Origin of the sequence: Lysinibacillus sp. BNK-21 (assembly GCF_048684915.1) — a bacterium.
GTDB classification, from domain to species: Bacteria; Bacillota; Bacilli; order Bacillales_A; family Planococcaceae; genus Lysinibacillus; species Lysinibacillus capsici.
Genome location: NZ_JBLQTS010000001.1, coordinates 2,090,825 through 2,110,944, shown reverse-complemented (window position 1 = coordinate 2,110,944; position 20,120 = coordinate 2,090,825). Strand labels below are relative to the sequence as shown.

General features: G+C 35.4%; 20 protein-coding genes, 3 pseudogenes and 1 other annotated feature. Of the genes and pseudogenes, 3 read left to right on the top strand and 20 right to left on the bottom strand.

Annotated elements, in window-relative coordinates:
- Window positions 1-12 precede the first annotated feature (12 nt).
- Window positions 13-351, top strand: coding sequence for a winged helix-turn-helix transcriptional regulator (locus ACMGGO_RS10765; RefSeq protein WP_288582426.1), 339 nt, complete (start codon window positions 13-15; stop codon window positions 349-351).
- Window positions 352-1,347: 996 nt separating this feature from the next.
- Here the strand turns inward: ACMGGO_RS10765 and ACMGGO_RS10760 are convergent.
- From ACMGGO_RS10760 to ACMGGO_RS10695, 14 genes and pseudogenes are all read right to left on the bottom strand, one after another.
- Entirely contained in the window at window positions 1,348-2,229 is an 882-nt protein-coding gene (locus tag ACMGGO_RS10760; RefSeq protein ID WP_420282323.1) for an alpha/beta fold hydrolase, read from the bottom strand.
- Between the two features lie 1,024 nt (window positions 2,230-3,253).
- Window positions 3,254-3,736 (bottom strand): hypothetical protein, encoded by a 483-nt coding sequence (locus ACMGGO_RS10755; RefSeq protein WP_328024448.1) that lies wholly within the window; start codon window positions 3,734-3,736, stop codon window positions 3,254-3,256.
- A gap of 23 nt (window positions 3,737-3,759) precedes the next feature.
- On the bottom strand, window positions 3,760-4,917 hold the full coding sequence (locus tag ACMGGO_RS10750) for a C39 family peptidase (RefSeq protein WP_420281886.1): 1,158 nt from the start codon (window positions 4,915-4,917) through the stop codon (window positions 3,760-3,762).
- Window positions 4,918-5,013: 96 nt separating this feature from the next.
- A complete protein-coding gene (locus tag ACMGGO_RS10745) occupies window positions 5,014-5,139 on the bottom strand; it encodes a GNAT family N-acetyltransferase (protein WP_420281885.1) in 126 nt (41 codons plus the stop codon).
- 57 nt (window positions 5,140-5,196) lie between these two features.
- Entirely contained in the window at window positions 5,197-6,549 is a 1,353-nt protein-coding gene (locus tag ACMGGO_RS10740) for an NAD(P)-binding domain-containing protein (RefSeq protein ID WP_131520192.1), read from the bottom strand.
- 96 nt (window positions 6,550-6,645) lie between these two features.
- The gene (locus ACMGGO_RS10735) at window positions 6,646-6,867 is read right to left on the bottom strand and encodes a hypothetical protein (protein ID WP_048395860.1); all 222 of its coding nucleotides are present in this window, start codon (window positions 6,865-6,867) and stop codon (window positions 6,646-6,648) included.
- Window positions 6,868-6,912: 45 nt separating this feature from the next.
- On the bottom strand, window positions 6,913-7,329 hold the full coding sequence (gene arsC / locus ACMGGO_RS10730) for an arsenate reductase (thioredoxin) (protein WP_131520191.1): 417 nt from the start codon (window positions 7,327-7,329) through the stop codon (window positions 6,913-6,915).
- A gap of 12 nt (window positions 7,330-7,341) precedes the next feature.
- Window positions 7,342-8,400 carry an ACR3 family arsenite efflux transporter gene (gene arsB, locus ACMGGO_RS10725; RefSeq protein ID WP_420281884.1) on the bottom strand — a complete coding sequence of 353 codons (1,059 nt, stop codon included), beginning with the start codon at window positions 8,398-8,400 and terminating at the stop codon, window positions 7,342-7,344.
- On the bottom strand, window positions 8,393-8,719 hold the full coding sequence (locus ACMGGO_RS10720) for an ArsR/SmtB family transcription factor (protein ID WP_048395856.1): 327 nt from the start codon (window positions 8,717-8,719) through the stop codon (window positions 8,393-8,395). The genes arsB and ACMGGO_RS10720 overlap by 8 nt, the downstream gene beginning before the upstream one ends.
- Window positions 8,720-9,065: 346 nt before the next feature.
- A pseudogene (locus tag ACMGGO_RS10715) lies at window positions 9,066-9,449 on the bottom strand (hypothetical protein); the annotation flags it as partial.
- A gap of 218 nt (window positions 9,450-9,667) precedes the next feature.
- Window positions 9,668-10,363, bottom strand: coding sequence for an alpha/beta fold hydrolase (locus ACMGGO_RS10710; protein ID WP_131520189.1), 696 nt, complete (start codon window positions 10,361-10,363; stop codon window positions 9,668-9,670).
- A gap of 235 nt (window positions 10,364-10,598) precedes the next feature.
- The gene (locus tag ACMGGO_RS10705) at window positions 10,599-10,817 is read right to left on the bottom strand and encodes a hypothetical protein (protein WP_131520188.1); all 219 of its coding nucleotides are present in this window, start codon (window positions 10,815-10,817) and stop codon (window positions 10,599-10,601) included.
- A gap of 197 nt (window positions 10,818-11,014) precedes the next feature.
- A pseudogene (locus tag ACMGGO_RS10700) lies at window positions 11,015-11,763 on the bottom strand (class I SAM-dependent methyltransferase).
- Window positions 11,764-12,062: 299 nt separating this feature from the next.
- Window positions 12,063-12,506 (bottom strand): Lrp/AsnC family transcriptional regulator, encoded by a 444-nt coding sequence (locus ACMGGO_RS10695; protein ID WP_131520187.1) that lies wholly within the window; start codon window positions 12,504-12,506, stop codon window positions 12,063-12,065.
- Window positions 12,507-12,745: 239 nt separating this feature from the next.
- Between ACMGGO_RS10695 and ACMGGO_RS10690 the strand changes: the two genes are divergently transcribed.
- Window positions 12,746-13,954, top strand: a complete 1,209-nt coding sequence (locus ACMGGO_RS10690; RefSeq protein ID WP_131520186.1) for an MFS transporter — start codon at window positions 12,746-12,748, stop codon at window positions 13,952-13,954.
- 274 nt (window positions 13,955-14,228) lie between these two features.
- Here the strand turns inward: ACMGGO_RS10690 and ACMGGO_RS10685 are convergent, their stop codons facing one another.
- The 6 genes and pseudogenes from ACMGGO_RS10685 to ACMGGO_RS10660 all read right to left on the bottom strand — a co-directional run bounded on the left by ACMGGO_RS10685 (window position 14,229) and on the right by ACMGGO_RS10660 (window position 19,113).
- Window positions 14,229-14,612 (bottom strand): pilus assembly protein PilB, encoded by a 384-nt coding sequence (locus ACMGGO_RS10685; RefSeq protein ID WP_131520185.1) that lies wholly within the window; start codon window positions 14,610-14,612, stop codon window positions 14,229-14,231.
- A gap of 122 nt (window positions 14,613-14,734) precedes the next feature.
- Window positions 14,735-16,015 (bottom strand): serine--tRNA ligase, encoded by a 1,281-nt coding sequence (serS, locus tag ACMGGO_RS10680; RefSeq protein WP_131520184.1) that lies wholly within the window; start codon window positions 16,013-16,015, stop codon window positions 14,735-14,737.
- Between the two features lie 129 nt (window positions 16,016-16,144).
- Window positions 16,145-16,365, bottom strand: a binding site (T-box leader).
- Window positions 16,366-16,549: 184 nt separating this feature from the next.
- Window positions 16,550-17,059 (bottom strand): EVE domain-containing protein, encoded by a 510-nt coding sequence (locus tag ACMGGO_RS10675; protein WP_420281883.1) that lies wholly within the window; start codon window positions 17,057-17,059, stop codon window positions 16,550-16,552.
- A gap of 11 nt (window positions 17,060-17,070) precedes the next feature.
- Entirely contained in the window at window positions 17,071-17,607 is a 537-nt protein-coding gene (locus ACMGGO_RS10670; protein WP_374805552.1) for a DinB family protein, read from the bottom strand.
- 67 nt (window positions 17,608-17,674) lie between these two features.
- The gene (locus ACMGGO_RS10665; protein WP_374805553.1) at window positions 17,675-18,622 is read right to left on the bottom strand and encodes a helix-turn-helix transcriptional regulator; all 948 of its coding nucleotides are present in this window, start codon (window positions 18,620-18,622) and stop codon (window positions 17,675-17,677) included.
- Between the two features lie 198 nt (window positions 18,623-18,820).
- Window positions 18,821-19,113 (bottom strand): annotated as a pseudogene (locus ACMGGO_RS10660) (hypothetical protein).
- Window positions 19,114-19,769: 656 nt separating this feature from the next.
- On the opposite strand from ACMGGO_RS10660, the gene ACMGGO_RS10655 reads away from it, so the two are divergent.
- Window positions 19,770-19,916 (top strand): YrzI family small protein, encoded by a 147-nt coding sequence (locus ACMGGO_RS10655; RefSeq protein ID WP_081011020.1) that lies wholly within the window; start codon window positions 19,770-19,772, stop codon window positions 19,914-19,916.
- Window positions 19,917-20,120: the final 204 nt, after the last annotated feature.

Below are 20,120 nucleotides of genomic sequence, written 5' to 3'. Positions count from 1 at the left end.
AGGATGTTTCATATGAGTGTTATTGAGCCAGTAATATTAACCAAAGGAGCACAAGGTGAGACTTGCCCCATTGCTAAAACGCTCGACGTGATTGGGACTAAATGGACTTTTTTAATTATTCGCGATCTGCTTATAGAAGGAACAATGCGATTCAGTGACCTATTGAAATCAATGAATGGAATTAGCCCGAAAACACTTTCACTCCGTCTTAAGACACTAGAAGATCATGGGATATTGAATAAAAAGGTATTCCCGGAGGTTCCCCCTCGTGTGGAATATACGTTAACAGACAAAGGAAAACAATTGGAAGGTATTTTTATTGAATTAAAGAGATTTGGATTAAATTTATAAGAAATTAAAGTCATTCTTTAAATTTTGGTAAGTTAATTATGAATCATATCAGAGCATTTTTATTTTTAAATCTATTTCTCAGGCTATGAACTATACAAACTACGCTAACACCGCATATTGATAGTAAAGTAAAGCTATTTTAGCCTTAAACCTCCGAATTTTGTTACTTAGGGTCACTCCTATCCCAAGTGACCCTTTTTATTGTTTATATTTATTTAAATGAACCTAGGCTGCTTCACTTTTGTCTTTTATTAGATTTTGCAAGATCATAATCAACACCTTTTTTAAATACTTATTAAAAATTCAGCGTATCAAATTTATTACTTGTCGCTACTTTCAATCCTTTGTAATCTTTTCTCAGTCAATTCAACAATAAAAAAGTTATCCATTGGTTCTATATAATGTGTAAAAAAGAGTCGAACATACAAATTTGTATGTTCGACTCTTTAAGTATTCCCGTTTTAAAATCTCAATATATATTTTCTTATGAACTTGAATCGTGATTCTTTAACAACAAGCTAAGTTCATCTCTCTTAGAATAATTTTTATGAATATTAGACAAATCTACATTAAACTTAAACGATAATTAACATTATTTAAACGAATAATCCCCTTTTGAACGATAATCTATAGGAACCATTGGATAACTAGAAGGTTGTGTCAGAGGTATTTATATTATGTAAACTAAAATCATTTGGCGAGGAGGAGGGCTTTAATACGTCAAATTCCCATTATATCTGTACATTTCGACTTGTAATTCTGAAGTTCTTGGCTGTTCGAAGTATTCTAACAGTCTAATTTTTTAAATATTACTAAATAAACAGAGTCAAAGAGTCCAAAATAAAAATGGACAACCTTACATTGAATATTGTAAAGTCATCCATATCTCTAGTTAATCAAATAAACAATCCTTTTCATGCACCTCCTAAAGTAGAAATATCTATTACAAAATACAAGAAGGTGATTCGTATACTAATTTAAATACATATGAAGTTGTTAATAGGTAATCAAAAATTTTATTAATTCATCATACATTCTTTCGGAATCATGCCCGAGCCAAATTAAATGACCCCAATTTTGAAGAATACAAAGTTTCGAATTTGTGATGTTATGTTGTGCATGATAAGCATGTTCAACAGGTGCAGCACTATCATTTATACTATGTAAAATTAATGTAGGACACTTAATTGAGCGTAAATCAGCTACAGAAATTGTTCCAGTTTGTGATAAGTCAATCATAAAACCATGTCCAGAGCGTTGTCTATTGTTCATTTTACGAAACATCTCAATATCAACATCAGTAATTTGAGCGACTACTTCAATATAAGGCAGTTTACTAAAAGAAGGGACCATTTGTTTAAACATAAATTCGGAAAATCGGTTACTTAAGTGACTAATTATTCTCCAAGTATATTTTTCTATAGTAGGACGAAATAAAATTTTGGCTGCTTTATATTCCATATCTTTAGATGTAAGCCATTGTTTCGTTACGGCCGATTGTAGAGTAAGACTTCTTACACGTTCTGGATAATTAGAAGCAAAAAAGATTCCACTTGGTCCTCCAGCAGAAATGGCAATTACATGTACCTTTTCGATATTCAAATGATTGAGTATAGTTAAATAAGCATGGCAGGCTGTTTGAAGATCTTTCCCGAGAAGTGGATCTGTATTACCATATCCAGCTCTAGAAGGAGTTATTATTGAATAACCTTGTTCCAATAATTCAGCGTAGCCAAACTCTTCTTTACAATTAGAATGTCCACCATGAAACACAAGTATTGGTGTACCTTTTCCTATAATTGAATATTCCATTTTTCTTCCAATGTCGTCAATAAAATGATCGATAACTCTTTCCTGATAAAGCTCCGTTTCCCCCATTGAAGTTTGCACAACTTACACCCCATTTTTTAAAAAAACTTAGAATATTGATACATATATAGGATCTAATATCGTTTTTTCTTTTTTAACTTCTTGTACAATTAGTTCTACAAAAAAATGCGTAACCCTGCCTTTTTAGATGAGAAAAGAATTTCGCGATCATTATATTGAATCTGGCTCTTTAATGAAAACGAGCGCTCAATTGTTGAATATCACATGGGACTCTTTTTCAACACTATAAACGGTTCAGTCCTTAAAACTTCTTTTTCATTTTCTGAGACAATAACGCGGACTTCTTTTGCGTTTGAAATGATTCATCAGAAATGTCCAGACTTGTATATGGACAAGAATCTACAGACCCTTCGTTCATGATATTGGTTCAAACTCTACAACAGTTGTTGGGCTCTCCATAAATTTTTATCAGCTATGATTTTGTCAATTAGTTCGATACCATCTTGTTTCTTCATTTCCATGTTTACATCCCTACAAACTCTTATATGCTCTTTTGCTTCTAGCTTATCCCTCTATAAGTAGCCATCTATTCGGTCTATATCCCGATGTTTTCTGTGCTTCGGCGGGATGTCTCCACCTCCTCCTTGTTTCTTTCAAGATTTGAGTTTGTTCTGTCATTCACCATAGTTGACTTGGCTCATCTGACTATCACTAGTCAAATTGTTAATTAAAATAACCCTCAAGAGACCTCCCCGGGTAAGCACAACCACTTTCCTCTCATATAACCGCCAGATTTACTGTATGGGATTCGAACAGTATTAGACTTCGCTTTGTTATGCAAGTTTATCCATCCCAAGCCAGCCTTCTATCTGATTTCTGTTCAACAGTTTGAGAGTTTGCGTCCTATTACCTCCAGATTCCACGTCGCCATGGACACCCCTGTCTTTTGCTAACAGATCCTACTGCCAAGCCTGTATGGACTTTTACCATCGAGTTGTTGTACATGCCGGGCACACATAAAAAGCGTTAATCCATTTGGATCAACGCTTCATTTATTCATCTTGTTTAAAAATTAATCTCTTTGCTTAACTAATGCGAAACAATAAGCTATAAAAACAGTGGTAAATAGTAACGCAAGTAATGTCCATCCATTAAAGAAGATATTATTTGAATATGTGTTAAGTAATGGAATTTGAGTTATTTTAGTAACTGAATCATTATTTTCAAAGACTAATAATCTAAATTCTCTTGCTTCTTTAAAAGTAAAGAAATATATAATACTCGAAAGAAGGAATGAAAATATAATTATTATTTTATATTGCATTGTCTTGAAAGTTTTTTTAGCAAAAGAATATGCAATTTTAAATGTACCAATAATCGAAACTATCAAGAACGGGATTAAAAATACTAAAGGAAAGAGTCCTGGATTACCATTACTAATATTATTCTCTGAACTACCTATCAAAACTGGTTCAGTTAAAAAATTAATCAAGTAAAAGGCGATAGAAGTTACAATAATGTTTAAAGAATAAAAAAACAATGATAATTTATTCACTTTTCCCCCTCACAATCTTTAAATTATCTACTCATGTAAACTGTATTGATTTTATCAGATATACTTGTCCAACTTACATAATTAGTAGATGTATTATATTGTCCACCGTCTGGATCTTTATAACCTACATAATTTCCACCTTCAGTGTCATAACCATGTATTAGTCTCCAATGGTAGTTTTCTCCACTAAGTAATAACCATACTGCTCCAACAGGATTATTATCGTTTATCGCTGTTTGGATACCTCCAAATGTTGGTGCACCACTAGAATTATAGTTCCATCCTGTCATGTCATGATTTAAGTGAAGTTTTAGACCATTTGCAAAAGAATATGCATTAGTACCCCATAAAGATGAATTCATATCAAAATATAAATGATTTATAAGATTTGCATTTGAATATGAATAGTAGTTATAGTCTCTAACAGAATAACCTTGAGTTTTATAGTAGTTGGTGATCATTGCACCAGTAGCAGGTCCACACGATGAATCGGGATTGGCAACGTTCGTCAATCTCTGCCACACTCTTGTGATAGGTAATTCTTTTGGACCTATAACGCCCAACGGAGTAATATCTAAAGTATTTTCTGAAAATGTGGAAACCTCATTCGTTTGAATTTGATCTTGCTTTTGCTTGTATTGAAGTCCAAATTTATATCTTTGAAGTTCTCTAGCACCCTCGAAATCCTTAGCTTCTTGAGCTTTCTTTACCATTCCATTTAGTCTATCGTTCAATTTTGCTTTAAGTGACTCTCCTGAATCACTAAACTCTATTTCATCAAGTCCTAAATAGAATGCCTTTTGATTAGTGTTTTTCTCTAAGATTTCTCCATACTTTGTATCAATATTTTCATCGAAATTGCCAAATTCCAAAATGGCATCTAATCTTTCGTCATTGGCAGCTAAAACAAAGCCTGTTAATTTTTTATTAACATATATATTGTAGTAATGTGCAATTACAGTATCATCCAAACCATACAATTCACGGATGTGAACCAAGTTATATGAGTCATCGTTAGTAATATTGAATTTCTCTTTCTTTAATTCTACCAAATTCTCTGCGTTGGAATCAATCGAATCCTTACCACTTGCTTCTGTGTTAAAATTAAACAAGAAAAATGTCACAAGTACAAGAAAAAGTGATGCATAAAATTTCCCACTTACTTTTTCAAAAATATACATTTTAATTCCTCCATTTCTAAATTTAGACATTTTTATTTTCTATTATATAACATCAGATAGATATTTCAAACAATTTTAACTATTTTTACCTTACCATTACCTCTGTTCACTTGGCACTATTGTTTCAAAAGTTGCCATTCCTGTTTCGATTCCCTCTTTATAAATCTTTAATACCTCTTGTAAATCCTTCTTTTCCATTTTACGAATAATAAGTTTGTACATCCCATTTCCCCCTTGGTATTTTAAAAGGACTGCTAGCTTGCGCTAACAGTCAAATTTTTAACAACATGTATTGGATTGATTGACAAGATTAACACTACATACGCCTGTTTCTGGTAATTCTAATTCCACACGTTTCGACGCTTCTTCATCTCCTGATAAATAGGCTGTTATAGAACGAACTTGTTCATAACCTGTGGCCATTAAGAATGTAGGTGCACGTCCATAACTTTTTGCACCGACAATATAGAAGTCCTTTTCTGGTTGTCGTAGTATTTCTTCTCCATGCGCCCTTACTGTGCCACAACTATGCTCATTAGGATCAATTAAGGGCGCTAATGCTTGCACACTTTCTGTAGCTGTATCGATAGATAAACGCAATTCATTGTTCATGGTAAAATCAGGTCGATTTCCTGCATTAACAATAAGTTCATCGAATCCTGTAAGTACTTTTTGTTCTCCATTTCTAGTACCTACAATATGGATATTCTCTTCTTTTTTCACTTGTGAAATATAGAAAGGTGTTACTACCTCAATCTTTCCTGTATCTACTAACTCATGGATGCGAATACCCAGTGCGCCACGTGCTGCCAACGCATCTTTTTCCTCACCGCCATAGGCCTCTTCTACAGATTTTTTACGCATAATCCACACAAGCTTTGTTGCAGGATTATCTTTTTGTAATTCAGCCAAAGCTAATAAGGTATTGATCGCTGAATGACCACCACCAATGACAGCAACCTTCTTATTTGCATATCTCTTAGGGTTCGTATTTATATCTGGAATACCATACTCAATGTGATCTGCTAATGCTTTTTCATTTTGCAGCCATACACCTGTAGAATTTGCTGGGTTTGGATTTCCCCATGTTCCTGTTGCATCAATAACTGCTTTCGCCTCAATAATATCGATATCATCCTCTTTTTCAACATATATATTAAAGGACTGATTGAATCGATTTTTTGATTTCATTTTATCATTTAATTGTCTTGATATACCTACTACTTTTGAGTTCAATCGGATATTTGGTTTTATTTGTGTTAACTCTGCTAAAGGTTTTAAATAAAGATCTATTAATTCATGCCCCGTAGGTATTGTTTCTAAGTTAGGTTCTATCCAATCAGACCCCTCTAATAATGATTTAGTAGCTTTATTGATGTTATAACGCCATGGTGAAAATAATGTAACATGCCCCCATGTACGAATATTGTGTGCTATTTCATGCCCAGCCTCAAGTAAAATAAATGCTTGCTTTTGCTCCACTAAATGAGCAGCTGCAGCTAATCCAATTGGACCTGCACCAATTATGACAATCGGTAAATTCTTATTGGAATTATTAACAGTCTCTTGGACTTCAATAGCGTTAGTAGTACAACAAGATCCATTTTGGTTGATTATTTTAAGTGTTTTCATCATTAATTTCTCCTCTATTTTCTCTATATAAGCATTCCCTTATATAAAATATATTTTTTACGCCTAGCAGTTAGCTAGACGTTGTAAACTTTGTAATTAAAAAATTTCAATTTCACACATTGTTTTATCAATTTCTTTTATGGCTTTTTCAAATTGCAAACATGTCGAAGTGCCGTAACGATCCATATCTCCTTTAAAGAAGAAATCAAAAGCGAACTCTTTAGCCTGTTTCAAAGTGTAGTCTCTACTATTCATAATTAACTTTAAATAGGCGATAAAATAATCTTTTGTTAATACGCTAGCATGATTTACTGTCATTTTTAATCCTCCATTCAACAGATTGAATAATTGCTAACAGAAGTATTACAGCTGCTCAGCTACAAATTGCTCAATCCGTTTTCCAATTGCATCACGTACAGTTTGGAATACAATCCATTTTTCTTCATCTGTACCTGTCGCTTTCGCAGGATCTTCAAATCCCCAATGCTCCCGACGAACGTGAGAAGGTGTCATCGGGCATTTATCTGCTGCATCCCCACATAACGTGACAACTAACGTTGCACTGTTTAATGTCTCAGTATCAATTACATCTGATGTATGATTCGAAATATCGATGCCTACCTCGGCCATCGCTTTTATAGCATTCGGGTTTACACCATGTGCTTCAATACCCGCACTTTTAACTGTCCAATTGGTAGGTAGTAATTTCTTTGCCCATCCTTCAGCCATCTGACTACGGCATGAGTTCCCTGTACATAGGAAATAAAGTGTATTTGTCATAGTAATTGCTCCTTATAATTTAATGGTTTTAAAGTATTTTTTCTGCCAACGTAGGGCAACCCATACAAGTCCTATGAGAACAGGTACTTCTACAAGTGGACCAATAACAGCAGCAAATGCCACGCCACTATGCAGGCCAAACACACCCACTGCAACCGCAATCGCTAGCTCAAAATTGTTACTTGCAGCTGTAAAAGAAAGAGCTGCTGTGATAGGATAAGATGCCCCAACTTTACGGGAAGAGAAGAATGACACAACAAACATGATCACAAAGTAAATAAATAATGGAATAGCAATTCGCACTACATCGAATGGTAGTTCAACTAATTGCTCACCTTTTAAGGCAAACATCATCACAATCGTGAACAGCAGTGCAATTAGAGTCAGTGGTGAAATCTTCGGTAAGAACTTTTCCTCATACCACTGTTTCCCTTTTGCTTTAATCCCTATCCATCGTGTAAGGAACCCTGCAGCAAACGGGATACCTAAGTATATAAGTACGCTCTTAGTAATCTCCCACATAGAAATGAATACATGGAAATTCTCTAAACCAAACCAACCAGGTAATACATTTAAGAAAAAGTAAGCAAAAATTGAATAAGTCACGATTTGAAAGATGGAGTTAAACGCAACTAAACCAGCTACATATTCACGGTCTCCACGTGCTAAATCGTTCCATACAATCACCATTGCAATACAACGAGCTAAACCAATCATAATCAGTCCAGCCATATACTCTGGATAATCGTGCAGGAAGATGATGGCTAAAAAGAACATTAAGAACGGTCCGAGTAACCAGTTTTGAAAAAGAGAAAGTAAAAGCACTTTCCAATCCTTAAACACACGCCACATTTCTTCATACTTTACTTTCGCTAATGGTGGGTACATCATGACAATTAACCCGGTAGCAATCGGTATGGATGTTGTGCCAATAGACATGGCCTCTAATGCTTCTCCAATATTAGGCATTGTTAAACTTAATAAAACACCTATTCCCATAGCAACAAATATCCATAAGGTAAGGTAACGATCTAGAAAAGAAAGCTGCTTGGTTAAAGAATCATTACTCATTTATATTTCCCCCTACATGGCAACAATCTGTGCCACAGTTGCAACCCTTTAAAGGCTGAATTTGTTCTAAGATGCCCTTCATCAATGGCGTTTGATCCTCTACTAAACGGTAATGTTTCCAAGTCCCTACTTTTCGTTCCGTAATAATGCCTGCCTCCTTTAACTTTCGTAAATGTTGACTAACAGCTGGTTGCGATATTCCGAGAACATCTACAAAATCACATACACATACCTCCCCATTCTTCATGCATGCAAGTAATTTAATGCGGTTTAAATCTGCAGCTGCTTTTAGTTGTTTTTCAATTAGTGTATTTTCCATTTATCTGCACTCCTTATATAATTATTTGCTTATATATTATTTTAAATAAAATCACCTCGTTAAAGAAAGGTGAATTAATTCGTATATAACTATATTCTTATGTTATGATTTAATGTTTTGAATTGCAACAGATTTTTACCCGATTTGAATATTTTTTTATGTAGCTTTGAATTTAGTTTGATCGAAAATATCTTACGAACCAGCATTTTTATAGACAAAAGAGATATTTATTGACTGGTTCTACAAAAAAAGACCAACTTTTTGTTGGTCTTCATCTACGAATTAGTCGTAGTGGGCTAATTGCTATTCTAAAAAATAAAAACAAATTATCTTCTATTTACTCAAAAGGGAACTCTGTGAAATAGCTAAGTGTAATGATCTGTTTCATTACTTGAACTACTTCTGGGTGCTGCTCAATAAATGCACCCTTGAATTGTTCGAGATAGATATCGTCACTATCATCTTTTAAGACTTTCAAAGTATCTCTTTCAATCATTAAGAACGGATAAGTACGATATGGCTTTTTCATTTCTACATAAGTTTGATGGTCAATCCCTTCAAACGAATTATTAGTTGTCTGAATAACAAAAAACTCACCTTGTATTCCATAGTTTGTTTCTAAATATTCTTGTATTGGTTGATTCAGATCATCTTTAGAGAAACATCCACTAAGAATTAGGATTGATGTACTTGCTAAGATAACTTGAATCAATCTTTTAATACTCTTCATTTCCTAAACTCCATTTCCTAAATTTTGATAATATTATAACATTTTCCGTTAAACTAAGCTGCCACGTTGGCATAAGTACATTTCTTCACAATCTTAACGAAACAATTAAGAAAGTCACTCCATAATCTGGCCCTTTCCATGAAGAAAGACGCTTTCCTTATTTCAGAAAAGCGCCCGTTTGTTTAAAAAGAATGAAGGTAAAGGTTAAATTTGGAAACTCAGGAATTAAGAAAAGCTTTTACAGCCGCTAAGAATTCTTGTAAATTAGCATCATGCACAAAGTGTCCAGCATCCTCTACCGTTACAAAATTGCAATTTGGAATAAGCTCAGAAACCTCCTGCAATTTGTTTTGAGGAACATGACTGGTACTCCCACCACCTATAATAAGAGTCGGCATGTTTATGTCAGTAAGACGTGTCCACCATTCGGGATTGGGCTCATTAAGTTGCCCTAGAATCGAAGGTACAACCTGCCAATCAAATGAGAGGGGTTCAGATGGTTTGGAAGGAATTACAAACGGCCTATCAGGAACTGGAGGAGGAGGAGTGTCTTCAACAATCAACCGTTCTATCCTTGAAGGAAATGTTTCCGAAAAAATATATGATACTGTTCCCCCCATGGAATGACCTATTAGCGTAAACCTTTCTAAATTCATTGCATTCGCAAAATGAAGCAAGTCATCGCACATTCGTTCAAAAGTATATGAACTAGTTCTTGCACTACCACCATGACCCCGTTGATCTAAAGCTAAAAATCGATATTTTTCTCCTAATACAGTAGCTACTTGATCCCATGATTCAGCACTTTTTCCCAGTGCGTGAAGTGCAACCACCGGTGGTGCAGAAGGTTCCCCACTCTCACGATATTGAAAAGTGAGTCCATTCAATTCAATTTGATTCACCCGTATTTCCATCTCTGATCATCTCCTAGGGGGGTTCGTCATTTGAAACCCGATTTATTTAATGTCCCATATCTATATAATATTTCAGCGAATGTGTGAATATTTCCTTCTTAAACTCTTTCTCTCTTTAGCCATAATATTCATTGCTCTATCTTCAACAATCTGGCCCTATAATTGAATAAAGCACGTTTCCTATTCAGGAAGGTGCTGCACCGAATTGGGCCCAATTGTTGGATAAGGATTTTTACTAATTCAAAATTTGCGTAATTATATAAATAATAATAATTAGTGTTATCACAATAATACTGATTAAGGCTTTCACTTTTGTATTACGAATTGCACTTTCAGTTAATTGAGGTTCTTCTTTGTACATCCCTCGTTTTCCCCATAATAAACTTTCCTCTGGGTTGAAATAGGTCCAAATTAAAATTCCATATATTATAATGATGACTATAAATAACTCCATCTTTTACAGCACCTTCCTAAATTGTTGCATAACTAATATACGCTTAAATTTCTTGATAGTTTCATAATCTTTATCTACCAGTTTTTTTGTTATTCCACAATATGGCCCTTTAATAAAAAAAGACGCATTCCTTAAAGAAACGCGCCCGATTGCTGTAATCAATAATTGTTTATTTTAACGGTAATCGTAATCGAATATTAATCAGTTTTATTTTGTTTTTTTGATTTAATAATAATAAAAGAGGGTCTACGCTTCTCATTTATTAAATTTGGCATTTGCTCCAGCCCAGTCGAAATTGACTGTGGTTCAATGATTTTATCTAGTACAAGTCCACCTTCAATTAGCGTGTTTATTAAAGTAGAATGGTTCTGTGATACACAACTACTCCATCAACAACCCAATCGTGTTCTCTTATGCCTTCTTCTTGGTAATTATCTAATGCCCAGTGTAGTTTGTTGCCTTCCTCATTCTTAATCCAATGATTACTTCCTTTTCGGGCAGTCGCTATTGGGTGTTCAGTTGAAAAAATAAATTCCCCATTATTTTTTAATAGTCCATTAATTTTTCGAATCAGCGTTCGGTAATCTTCTACATAATGTATAGATAGAGAACTTATAATTAGATCAAATTTTTGATTGGCTAAATTCAAGTCCTCAATCGGTAAACATACAAACTCGATATTGTTATCTTTGTTAATCTTATTAGCCCGCTCAATCATATTATTAGAGATGTCTACACCAATCACTTTTTCTGCTCCGTTTTCTACACAATACTTTGAAAAGTGACCATCGCCACAGCCTAGGTCTAATACCGATTTTCCCTTTAAATTCGAAATCATTGATTTAATTGCTGGTTGCTCTATAAAATCATTATAGGTTATTCCACTTTCACGTAAGTTTATGTAATCCTTAAAAAAAGTTGAATTATCGTAAATATTTTGCTTCATTTTTTTACTCCCCCGTACAGTTTGATTTTGGACGAAAATCTCACGTCATATTTCTATTATCTTTACAAAAGTTTATTCTATTAAATGGCCCTTTAATGAAAACGAGCGCTGATCCTTATGACAGAAATGCGCCCGATTGTTGAATATTAAGGTAGTGGTTACTGCCATTTGTGAAATAAAGTTTAATAGGAAACATACTATAAACGCTGTTATATCAACATGGTTATTTTCTACTAGAAAGGCATTCAAAACTTAATTTGATAGCCTTAAGTAACTGTATGGTTAAAAAAATAATATTATTAATAATCAACACTTAAATTTGGTATCAACGGCTTGTCTTCAATAGGTGATGATAAGGAAATCAATGTAGTTGAATCACCATACTTCATACTAGCATTTTCAAATAATTCGAGTTCCTTTGTTGATTCAACTACTACTTTAATCAAATAATTGTATTCCCCGCTAATTCGATGACATTCTACTACTTGTGAAGCCTGCTTACAATAATCAACGAAATTATTGCACTTTGTGGTACGGAAAAGGATAAAAGCAACAATGGATTTTCCAACTTTCTCATTCGATACTTTAGCTCTATAGCTTTTTATCACGCCTTGTTCCTCTAGTCTTTTTACCCTCTCTGTTATTGCTGGTTGAGATAATCCAATAAGTTTTCCAAGTGCAGTCATTGACAACCGAGCATCTGATTGTAAATGCATTAATATATCTACATCAATACTATCCATTTAAGCACCCCTTCATATAATATACGATACCACCATTTACCATTTAATAGCTATTTTAACTAATCAAATTGTAAGACGAATATGATCCCCTAATCATTATATTATACTTCAAATGTAATATCCCTAAAATACATTGATTTTACAGTTAAATATGAAATTATTCTTTTAATATCAAATGTAAAATCTAAAATACAATTTGTATAATTAATCCTATCAACTAATCAGGGGGCCTTTTATAAATGGATTATAATATTGATTTAGATAACCAAAATGAAAAACCAAATGAAATATCATCAGAACGTCTTCCTTGGGCAGGTTTAATTGCACTAGCTATGGCTGGGTTCATATGTATCCTTACAGAAACTATACCAGCTGGTTTATTAATAGAGATAAGTGAAGGACTCGATGTGTCAGAATCTCTTGCAGGTCAACTTGTTACAGCTTATGCTCTTGGTTCACTAATTGCAGCTATTCCCATAACCACTGCAACACAAGGGTGGCACAGGAAGCCCTTACTGCTTTTATGTATTATTGGGTTCCTTGTATTTAATACTATTACAGCCTTATCTTCTAGTTTGACCTTAACGATAATAGCTCGCTTCTTTGCGGGAGTAACTGCTGGAGTACTGTGGGGAATGACCGCTGGATATGCACGACTTATGGCACCAGAGTCACTGAAGGGAAAAGCAATGGCAGTAGCCATGATTGGTACTCCTCTTGCATTAGCTTTTGGTGTTCCTGTCGGGACATTTCTCGGTTCCTTTGTTGGTTGGAGATTTGTCTTCGGAATAATGTCACTCTTAGCAGTATTTTTGATTTTATGGATTATCTGGAAAATACCAGACTATCCTGGGCAAACATCTGAGAAGCGAATGACACTTCTGGAAGTTTTCAGTACCCCTGGAGTTCGCCCAATTTTGTTTGTTGTATTAGCTTGGATACTTTCTCATAACATACTATATACTTATATTGCCCCATACCTTTCCGAAGCAGGTCTTGCTCAACGAGTCGATTTGGTTTTACTAGTTTTCGGTATTGCATCTTTAGTTGGAATCTGGGTTGTAGGTATGTTCATTGAGCATAGACTACGTACTTTAGTTTTAATGAGTCTGGCCGGATTTGGGTTAGCATCATTAGCATTAGGTATCGGAATTAATCATCCTATTATCATTTACATTGCTGTAACTTTATGGGGGTTAACCTTTGGGGGAGCAGCAACACTGACGCAAACAGCAATAGCAGACAATGCTAAAAAAGGGGCGGATATTGCCCAATCTATGTTAGTTACCGTTTGGAATCTGGCTATTGGTGGTGGGAGTGCAATTGGAGCAATCTTAATAGAATCATTTGATGTGGGTTCTTTTCCAGGGGTAATGTTTATCCTCATTCTTCTTGGGTTCCTAGTAGCATTTCGTGCAAATGTTTATGGGTTTCCTCAAAAACAATGATTGTGTAAAGAAGGTAGTCAGCCTCCTTAGATAAATTTATCTAAGGGGGTATATTTGATATTTGCTGAATCATATACCATGTCGCTCTAGATAGAATTTGGTCTTCTATCGCATTATTTCAAAGACTTTCTCTATCTTTTTAATGTGCCTACTTCTTTTGTTCAATAATCTGGCCCTTTAATGAAAAAGAACTTTTCTTATTCAAGGAAAGCACCCGAGTATTGAATATTGAAGGAAATGATAACCAACCTTCAGTCATCCTTCTCTATATTTTTTAATTCGCATCAGAATTGAATCGTATTAACGTTAAAATTGAGAACAATGGGAAAATCAAATATATAGACCTAAAACCACCAAGAGTAAAGAACCAAATATCAATGCAACCCACCAAAATTAAACCGATAACATTTGTTAGAACAAAAGAAAGTATTTTGTTTTTTATTCTATGAGTTAAATAAATTTCAATAGTGACTACAAAGATAATAGTAAATAAATAGATTCCTAAATAGAGCAGTACAGAAAGCAGTACTTTCTCAGCTGTCGAAGGAGGCATTATATCCGATTGGAATACTCCCTCGATAAACACGATACTTAATGTGGTAACTAATGCTACTATTATCGGGAAAAAAAGTATTTTTGCTATAGAAATCTTTCTCATTCAAGTCACCTCTTTTGTTATTATAATCCAGTCTTTAAGATGACGACTAACCTAAATTACTATAAAGACGTTATTTCACAATCTGGCCCTATTCTTGAAGGAGAAGCGCAATCTCTACTTATTTATTTTGGGGCAATTACTTCTTTACCACCCATGTATGGTCTTAAAACTTCAGGAATTACTACGCTTCCATCTGCTTGTTGGTAGTTTTCTAGTATAGCGGCAACTGTACGACCAATCGCAAGACCTGAACCGTTTAATGTGTGAACATATTCTGGTTTTGCATTTGGCTCACGACGGAAGCGGATATTTGCTCGTCGTGCTTGGAAATCTTCAAAGTTAGAGCAAGAAGAAATTTCACGGTACATGTTTTGTGCTGGGATCCAAACTTCTAAATCATATTTCTTCGCTGCAGTAAATCCTAAATCAGCAGTACACATTTTAAGTTTACGATACGGTAAGCCTAATAATTGCAGCACTTTTTCAGCATGACCTGTTAACAACTCTAATTGCTCATATGACTCCTCTGGTTTTACAAAGCGTACTAATTCCACTTTGTTGAATTGATGCTGACGGATTAAACCACGTGTATCACGACCCGCAGAGCCTGCCTCTGAACGGAAGCACGCACTGTAGGAAGCAAAGCCTTGTGGTAAAGCATCAGCCAGTAAAATTTCATCACGATAGAAGTTTGTTACAGAGACCTCTGCTGTTGGAATCATGAAATAATCTGTTTCCTCTAATTTAAATAAATCTTCTTCAAATTTAGGAAGATTTCCAGTACCCGTCAAGCTATCACGATTAACAATGACAGGTGGTAGCATTTCTTCATAACCATGCTCTTCTGCATGTAAATCCAACATAAAGCTCATTAATGCACGTTCCAAGCGAGCGCCAAGTCCACGATAGAATAAGAATCGGCTACCCGTTACTTTTGCGCCGCGTTCAAAGTCAACAATCTTCAAATCTGTAGCAAGATCCCAGTGTGTTTTAATGTCAAAATCAAATGTTGGAATTTCTCCCCACGTATATTCTTCTACATTGTCATCCTCTGTTGTGCCTACTGGTACAGATTCATGTGGAATGTTTGGCAAGCGCATCATCATATCTTTAAAACGCTCTTCCACATCATTTAGTTGAAGATCTAACTCTTTAATTTCGTCGCCAACTTGACGCATACGAGCAATCACTTCATCTGCATTTTCCTTGTTGCGTTTCATAATTGAAATTTGTTCAGATACTTTATTTCGTTCTGCTTTTAATTCTTCTGTTTTAGCAATTAACTCACGACGCTTAGCATCTAAATCCTCAAAATCATCTAAGTTTCCTAAATCTTCATTACGTGTTAATAGCATTTCTTTAATTTCCGCGAAATTATCGCGTACGCGTTTGATATCTAACATAGTTATACCTCCTGTAGTTTAATGATGGGAATCATTGCATCCTTTAAGTCTTGATGTAATTTCGTTCAGCGGATTACTCAAAAAGCTCTAGTTTAAATCAAAATAAACACAAAAAAGCCCTCATCCCTAAAAAGGGACGAGAGCTACCCGCGTTGCCACCCTAATTGACTAGACACATTTCTGCCTAATCCACTTATTTCATAACGGCATTTCAACCGGCGACAGCCTACTTTACTCACTTCGACTGCGCAACTCCAGGACGGATTCACAAGTGCTTTTATCAGCTTCCACCACCCGCTGACTCTCTAAAAAAAAACGTGCTTGCTACTACTTCCCATCATCGTGTTCAGTTATTTAAATTTTAACCATACTGTACTATATGAAAACAAATTTTTCAAGTCATACCATAGGATACAAATTATTCTAGAACTATTATTACTTTAACAAGATACTTCACAATATGGCTCTTTAGCTAAAGAAAGACGTATTCCTTACTAAAAAGGTACTGCACCCGATTGCTGAAGATTGTTCTAACTAAGGTACACTATAGTTTAAGTAAAATTGTTCACAAAATGTAATCAGTGTTTTAATATCTCGGAGTTCCTCACCATCTAACATCGAAGTAACGATTGTCATAAAATCTTCAGCTCCAATTTCAAAATGACCTCGACGGAATGGTAACCCCCAATTGCGATTTCCACGCGTAAAAGTGAGCTGGTTTAACAACAGTGCAATCTTAACTTCTCGACAAGGAATATAACGCATATCTCTGCGAAATGGCACAAACGACTCCGACACTTGATGTTTGTAAGCACCGTTATCCGTAACCTGACCAATAGCAGTAAATGCTTGAACTGGCTTCCCTTTGGACATGTCTGTGCGAGGGGAATAGTATATCAGCCAATCACCTGGAGACATTTTACGCAAAGGTGCTGCCTTACCGTGACATAACTGTGCAAAACCACCTTCTATGGCTAAATTCACATGAGAAGCGGATACAACGCCAATCCAATATCTGCTTTTCTGACTTGTTATATTCGACATGATGCATCCCCCTACTCTTCAAATGCTAAACTTTTCAACCGATCCAGTTGTAAAAAATGATGTCTGTAATGCATTTCAATCAACATAAACCATTCCTGCGCGTTTAAAGCACCGAACGCCGGATGAAGTATCTTGTTACTTACAGGCACTTGAAGTAGAACTGATTCCGTATTCCTCATCCGTTCCACTACACTGTGAAGTCCTTCTACCAAATGCTCCATGCTCTCTGGTGGTTTCGGAGTATAGTTTGGCGAAGCAGGGACCTTAATACGAACAGCAGGAAATTGTTCTAGTTTAAAAACAATCTTACCCTGCTCAGTTTTTTCCTTCGCTGGGTTCAATGTCGATTCGCTACCAGCTAAACATTGCTCGACATTATGTAGATGCATGAAAGCTGATTGAATTAAATGTACATACATCTGTCCAATGGACCAATCTTCTTCGTTCAGCTTTCTATGCATTTTATCCATATTGAGTTTTGTCAGTTCTGCCAAATATCTTTCTACTGTAAGTTCAAATGACTTCAATACTTCCGTTGTACTTTTCATCCTTCAAGCAGCTCCTCTTCATCTTGGTATAGTCACAGTATAAAAGAACACTACTGACAGGTGTATGTCAGTAGTGTTCTAGAATTTTTTTCGCTACTTCCCGAATCTTGAAGCGTAAAGACTTTGGCTCAATCACCTCGATATCTCCGCCCCAGCCAAGTAAATGCTGTAATAGTTCCTCTGGATACCGAACACGAAATTGAAAGATTACATCCTCCTTCCGCTCCTCAATAGATTCAATATAAAAATTTACTGCCTCAATGATTTTGTCGGCAATTTCGGGGTTTGCCCTCATTATTATTCTTTCATCTCGATTGTCAGGTGGCCGATAGCTACTTAGGTCAAAATCATTTGGTAGAAGAAATTGATCTTCCAACACAGAAAGCTCGGACATCCGGGACAAGCGGAAATGGCGCATTTCTTGCCTCATATCACAGTATGCTAGTAAAACCCAATTTTCATGGACAAGTGTTAATCCATATGGAGAGACGACACGTTTATTTTTCCGATTCCCATCTGTTCCTGGCATTTTTTTAATATACATAAAACTGATTTTGCACTGTTTCAAAATTGCATCGCGAACTTGATTAAGATACGTTTTTACCCGCTCTTCAGTTGACTGCTCACCTATATGAAGCAGTCGCATTGTTTCCCGAACAAGCCTTGACTCGTTACGAACTGACTCCGACAAAGTAGCCTCGATTTTGCGTTTAGCGGACCTTGCATTAATACCATAATCTGTATCCAACCTTTGCTCGATAAAATCAGCTCCCATGAGCAGGGAGACGGCCTCTTCTGCTGTGAACCTAACCGGGGGTAGAAAATATCCTTCCATTAAGGAATAACCCTGACCAGGGGCGCCTAAAATGGGAACCCCAGCCTCACTTAGTGCTTGAATATCCCTATATATCGTACGTACACTTGTCTCAAATTGAGAAGCTAAATCTTCTGCTCTCAATTTTTTGCTTCGCTGTAATTCAAGCGTGATCGCAAGCTGCCTCTCCGTTTTATTCATTTTTTTCCTCCACAATTTCAGCATTCTATTACTTGCCCAATAATTGAATAACAGCAAGCAATATTGAGTTAAAAATGAGCTGCCTATGCAACTCCGTGTTCTTCAAGCAAAGCACCCGTTTTAGCTTAAATATTTTCTTTCATATGTTTGGTGTTAATCAGATTTAATAACCTCCCATAACGCCGTTTTATTGCTATCCTATTTCAAAAGTGTTACTGCCTCTTCAAAACATGCTCTTTGGATAATGATATATCTTTTGTAGGAACTTTAACACCAAATGAAAATTCTTTTAATACTTAAACGTCTTGTCCCCAAAGGAAATTCCCAACTCCACCTTCTACTGGTAGTGAAGAACTAGATTCTAATTCAATATATGGATAATCTCTTGTAAAGCCAGCCTCTTCAAATGCTTCTCGTTTAGTAGGAGTCTCAACCTCTTCTCCACCACCAGCTAATCCCTTCCAATATCCATAATCACTTCTCTTAAAAATTGCATATTCAACCCGTGAATGTAAACACCGAGTGCGCTATGTGCTGGCCAAAGCATCTTTTTCTTCGATCTATAGGCTTTTTCTACAGACTTTTTACGCATTCCACACTAGCTTTGTTGCAGAATTCTCTACTTGTAATTCCGCAAGTACTAGCAATAACCGAATGGCCACCACCCAAAACTGTAATTTTCTTTCGTATTCGTATTTATAGTTGAGATACCATACTCTATGATCTGCTAATGCTTATTCATTTTGTAATTTTAACCCTGTAGAATGTGCTGGGTTTGGATTCCCCCATGTACCCGTAGCATCCATAACGGCTCACACTTCAATAATTAGGAAAGCTTTGTAAAAGATGTTTACAAACAACTTAAATTTAGATATACTTACAAAGTAAACAAAAAATTCTTAAGGAGGTCGAATAAAATGATCGTTATCGTTAAATTGATGTCATTGGTAGCTACAACTTCATTAAAAATGAAAATCACACATTCGACCGCATCGGAATGGATCGCTTAAGGTTTTTTTGTAAATAAGCATATCCATACCGCAGGGAGAAGTGTGCCCCTGCGGTATTTTTGTGCCTTTTTTCGCCGTAGAGGAGTCTCTCTACGGTTTTTTTCATTTTTCATGACAATTTAAGGAGGTGATAATAAATGATATTAAACTTTTTTGCGCTCACGATAACTATTACAAAACGTAAGGTCTCTCTTGAGAAAGCACTTCATGATGAATATGTGAAAAAAATCTTTGAAGAGAACCGAAAAAAAATTGACGATTATATTCGTATTCGTCAATATTAATCTTGTTAATTAAAAAACATGAAAGGTGGTAATTGAAATGTATTATATGATCAAAAGACGTCATGCAGTTTTATGGCTGGAGAAAGACACAACCACCAGATGAAGTAATATAAAGTGATAAAATAGCTAATTTTATAATCTCAGTTGAGCTAACCCGTTCTAATCTAGGACGGGTTGCTTACTCCAATCGCAATGTTAATTAAG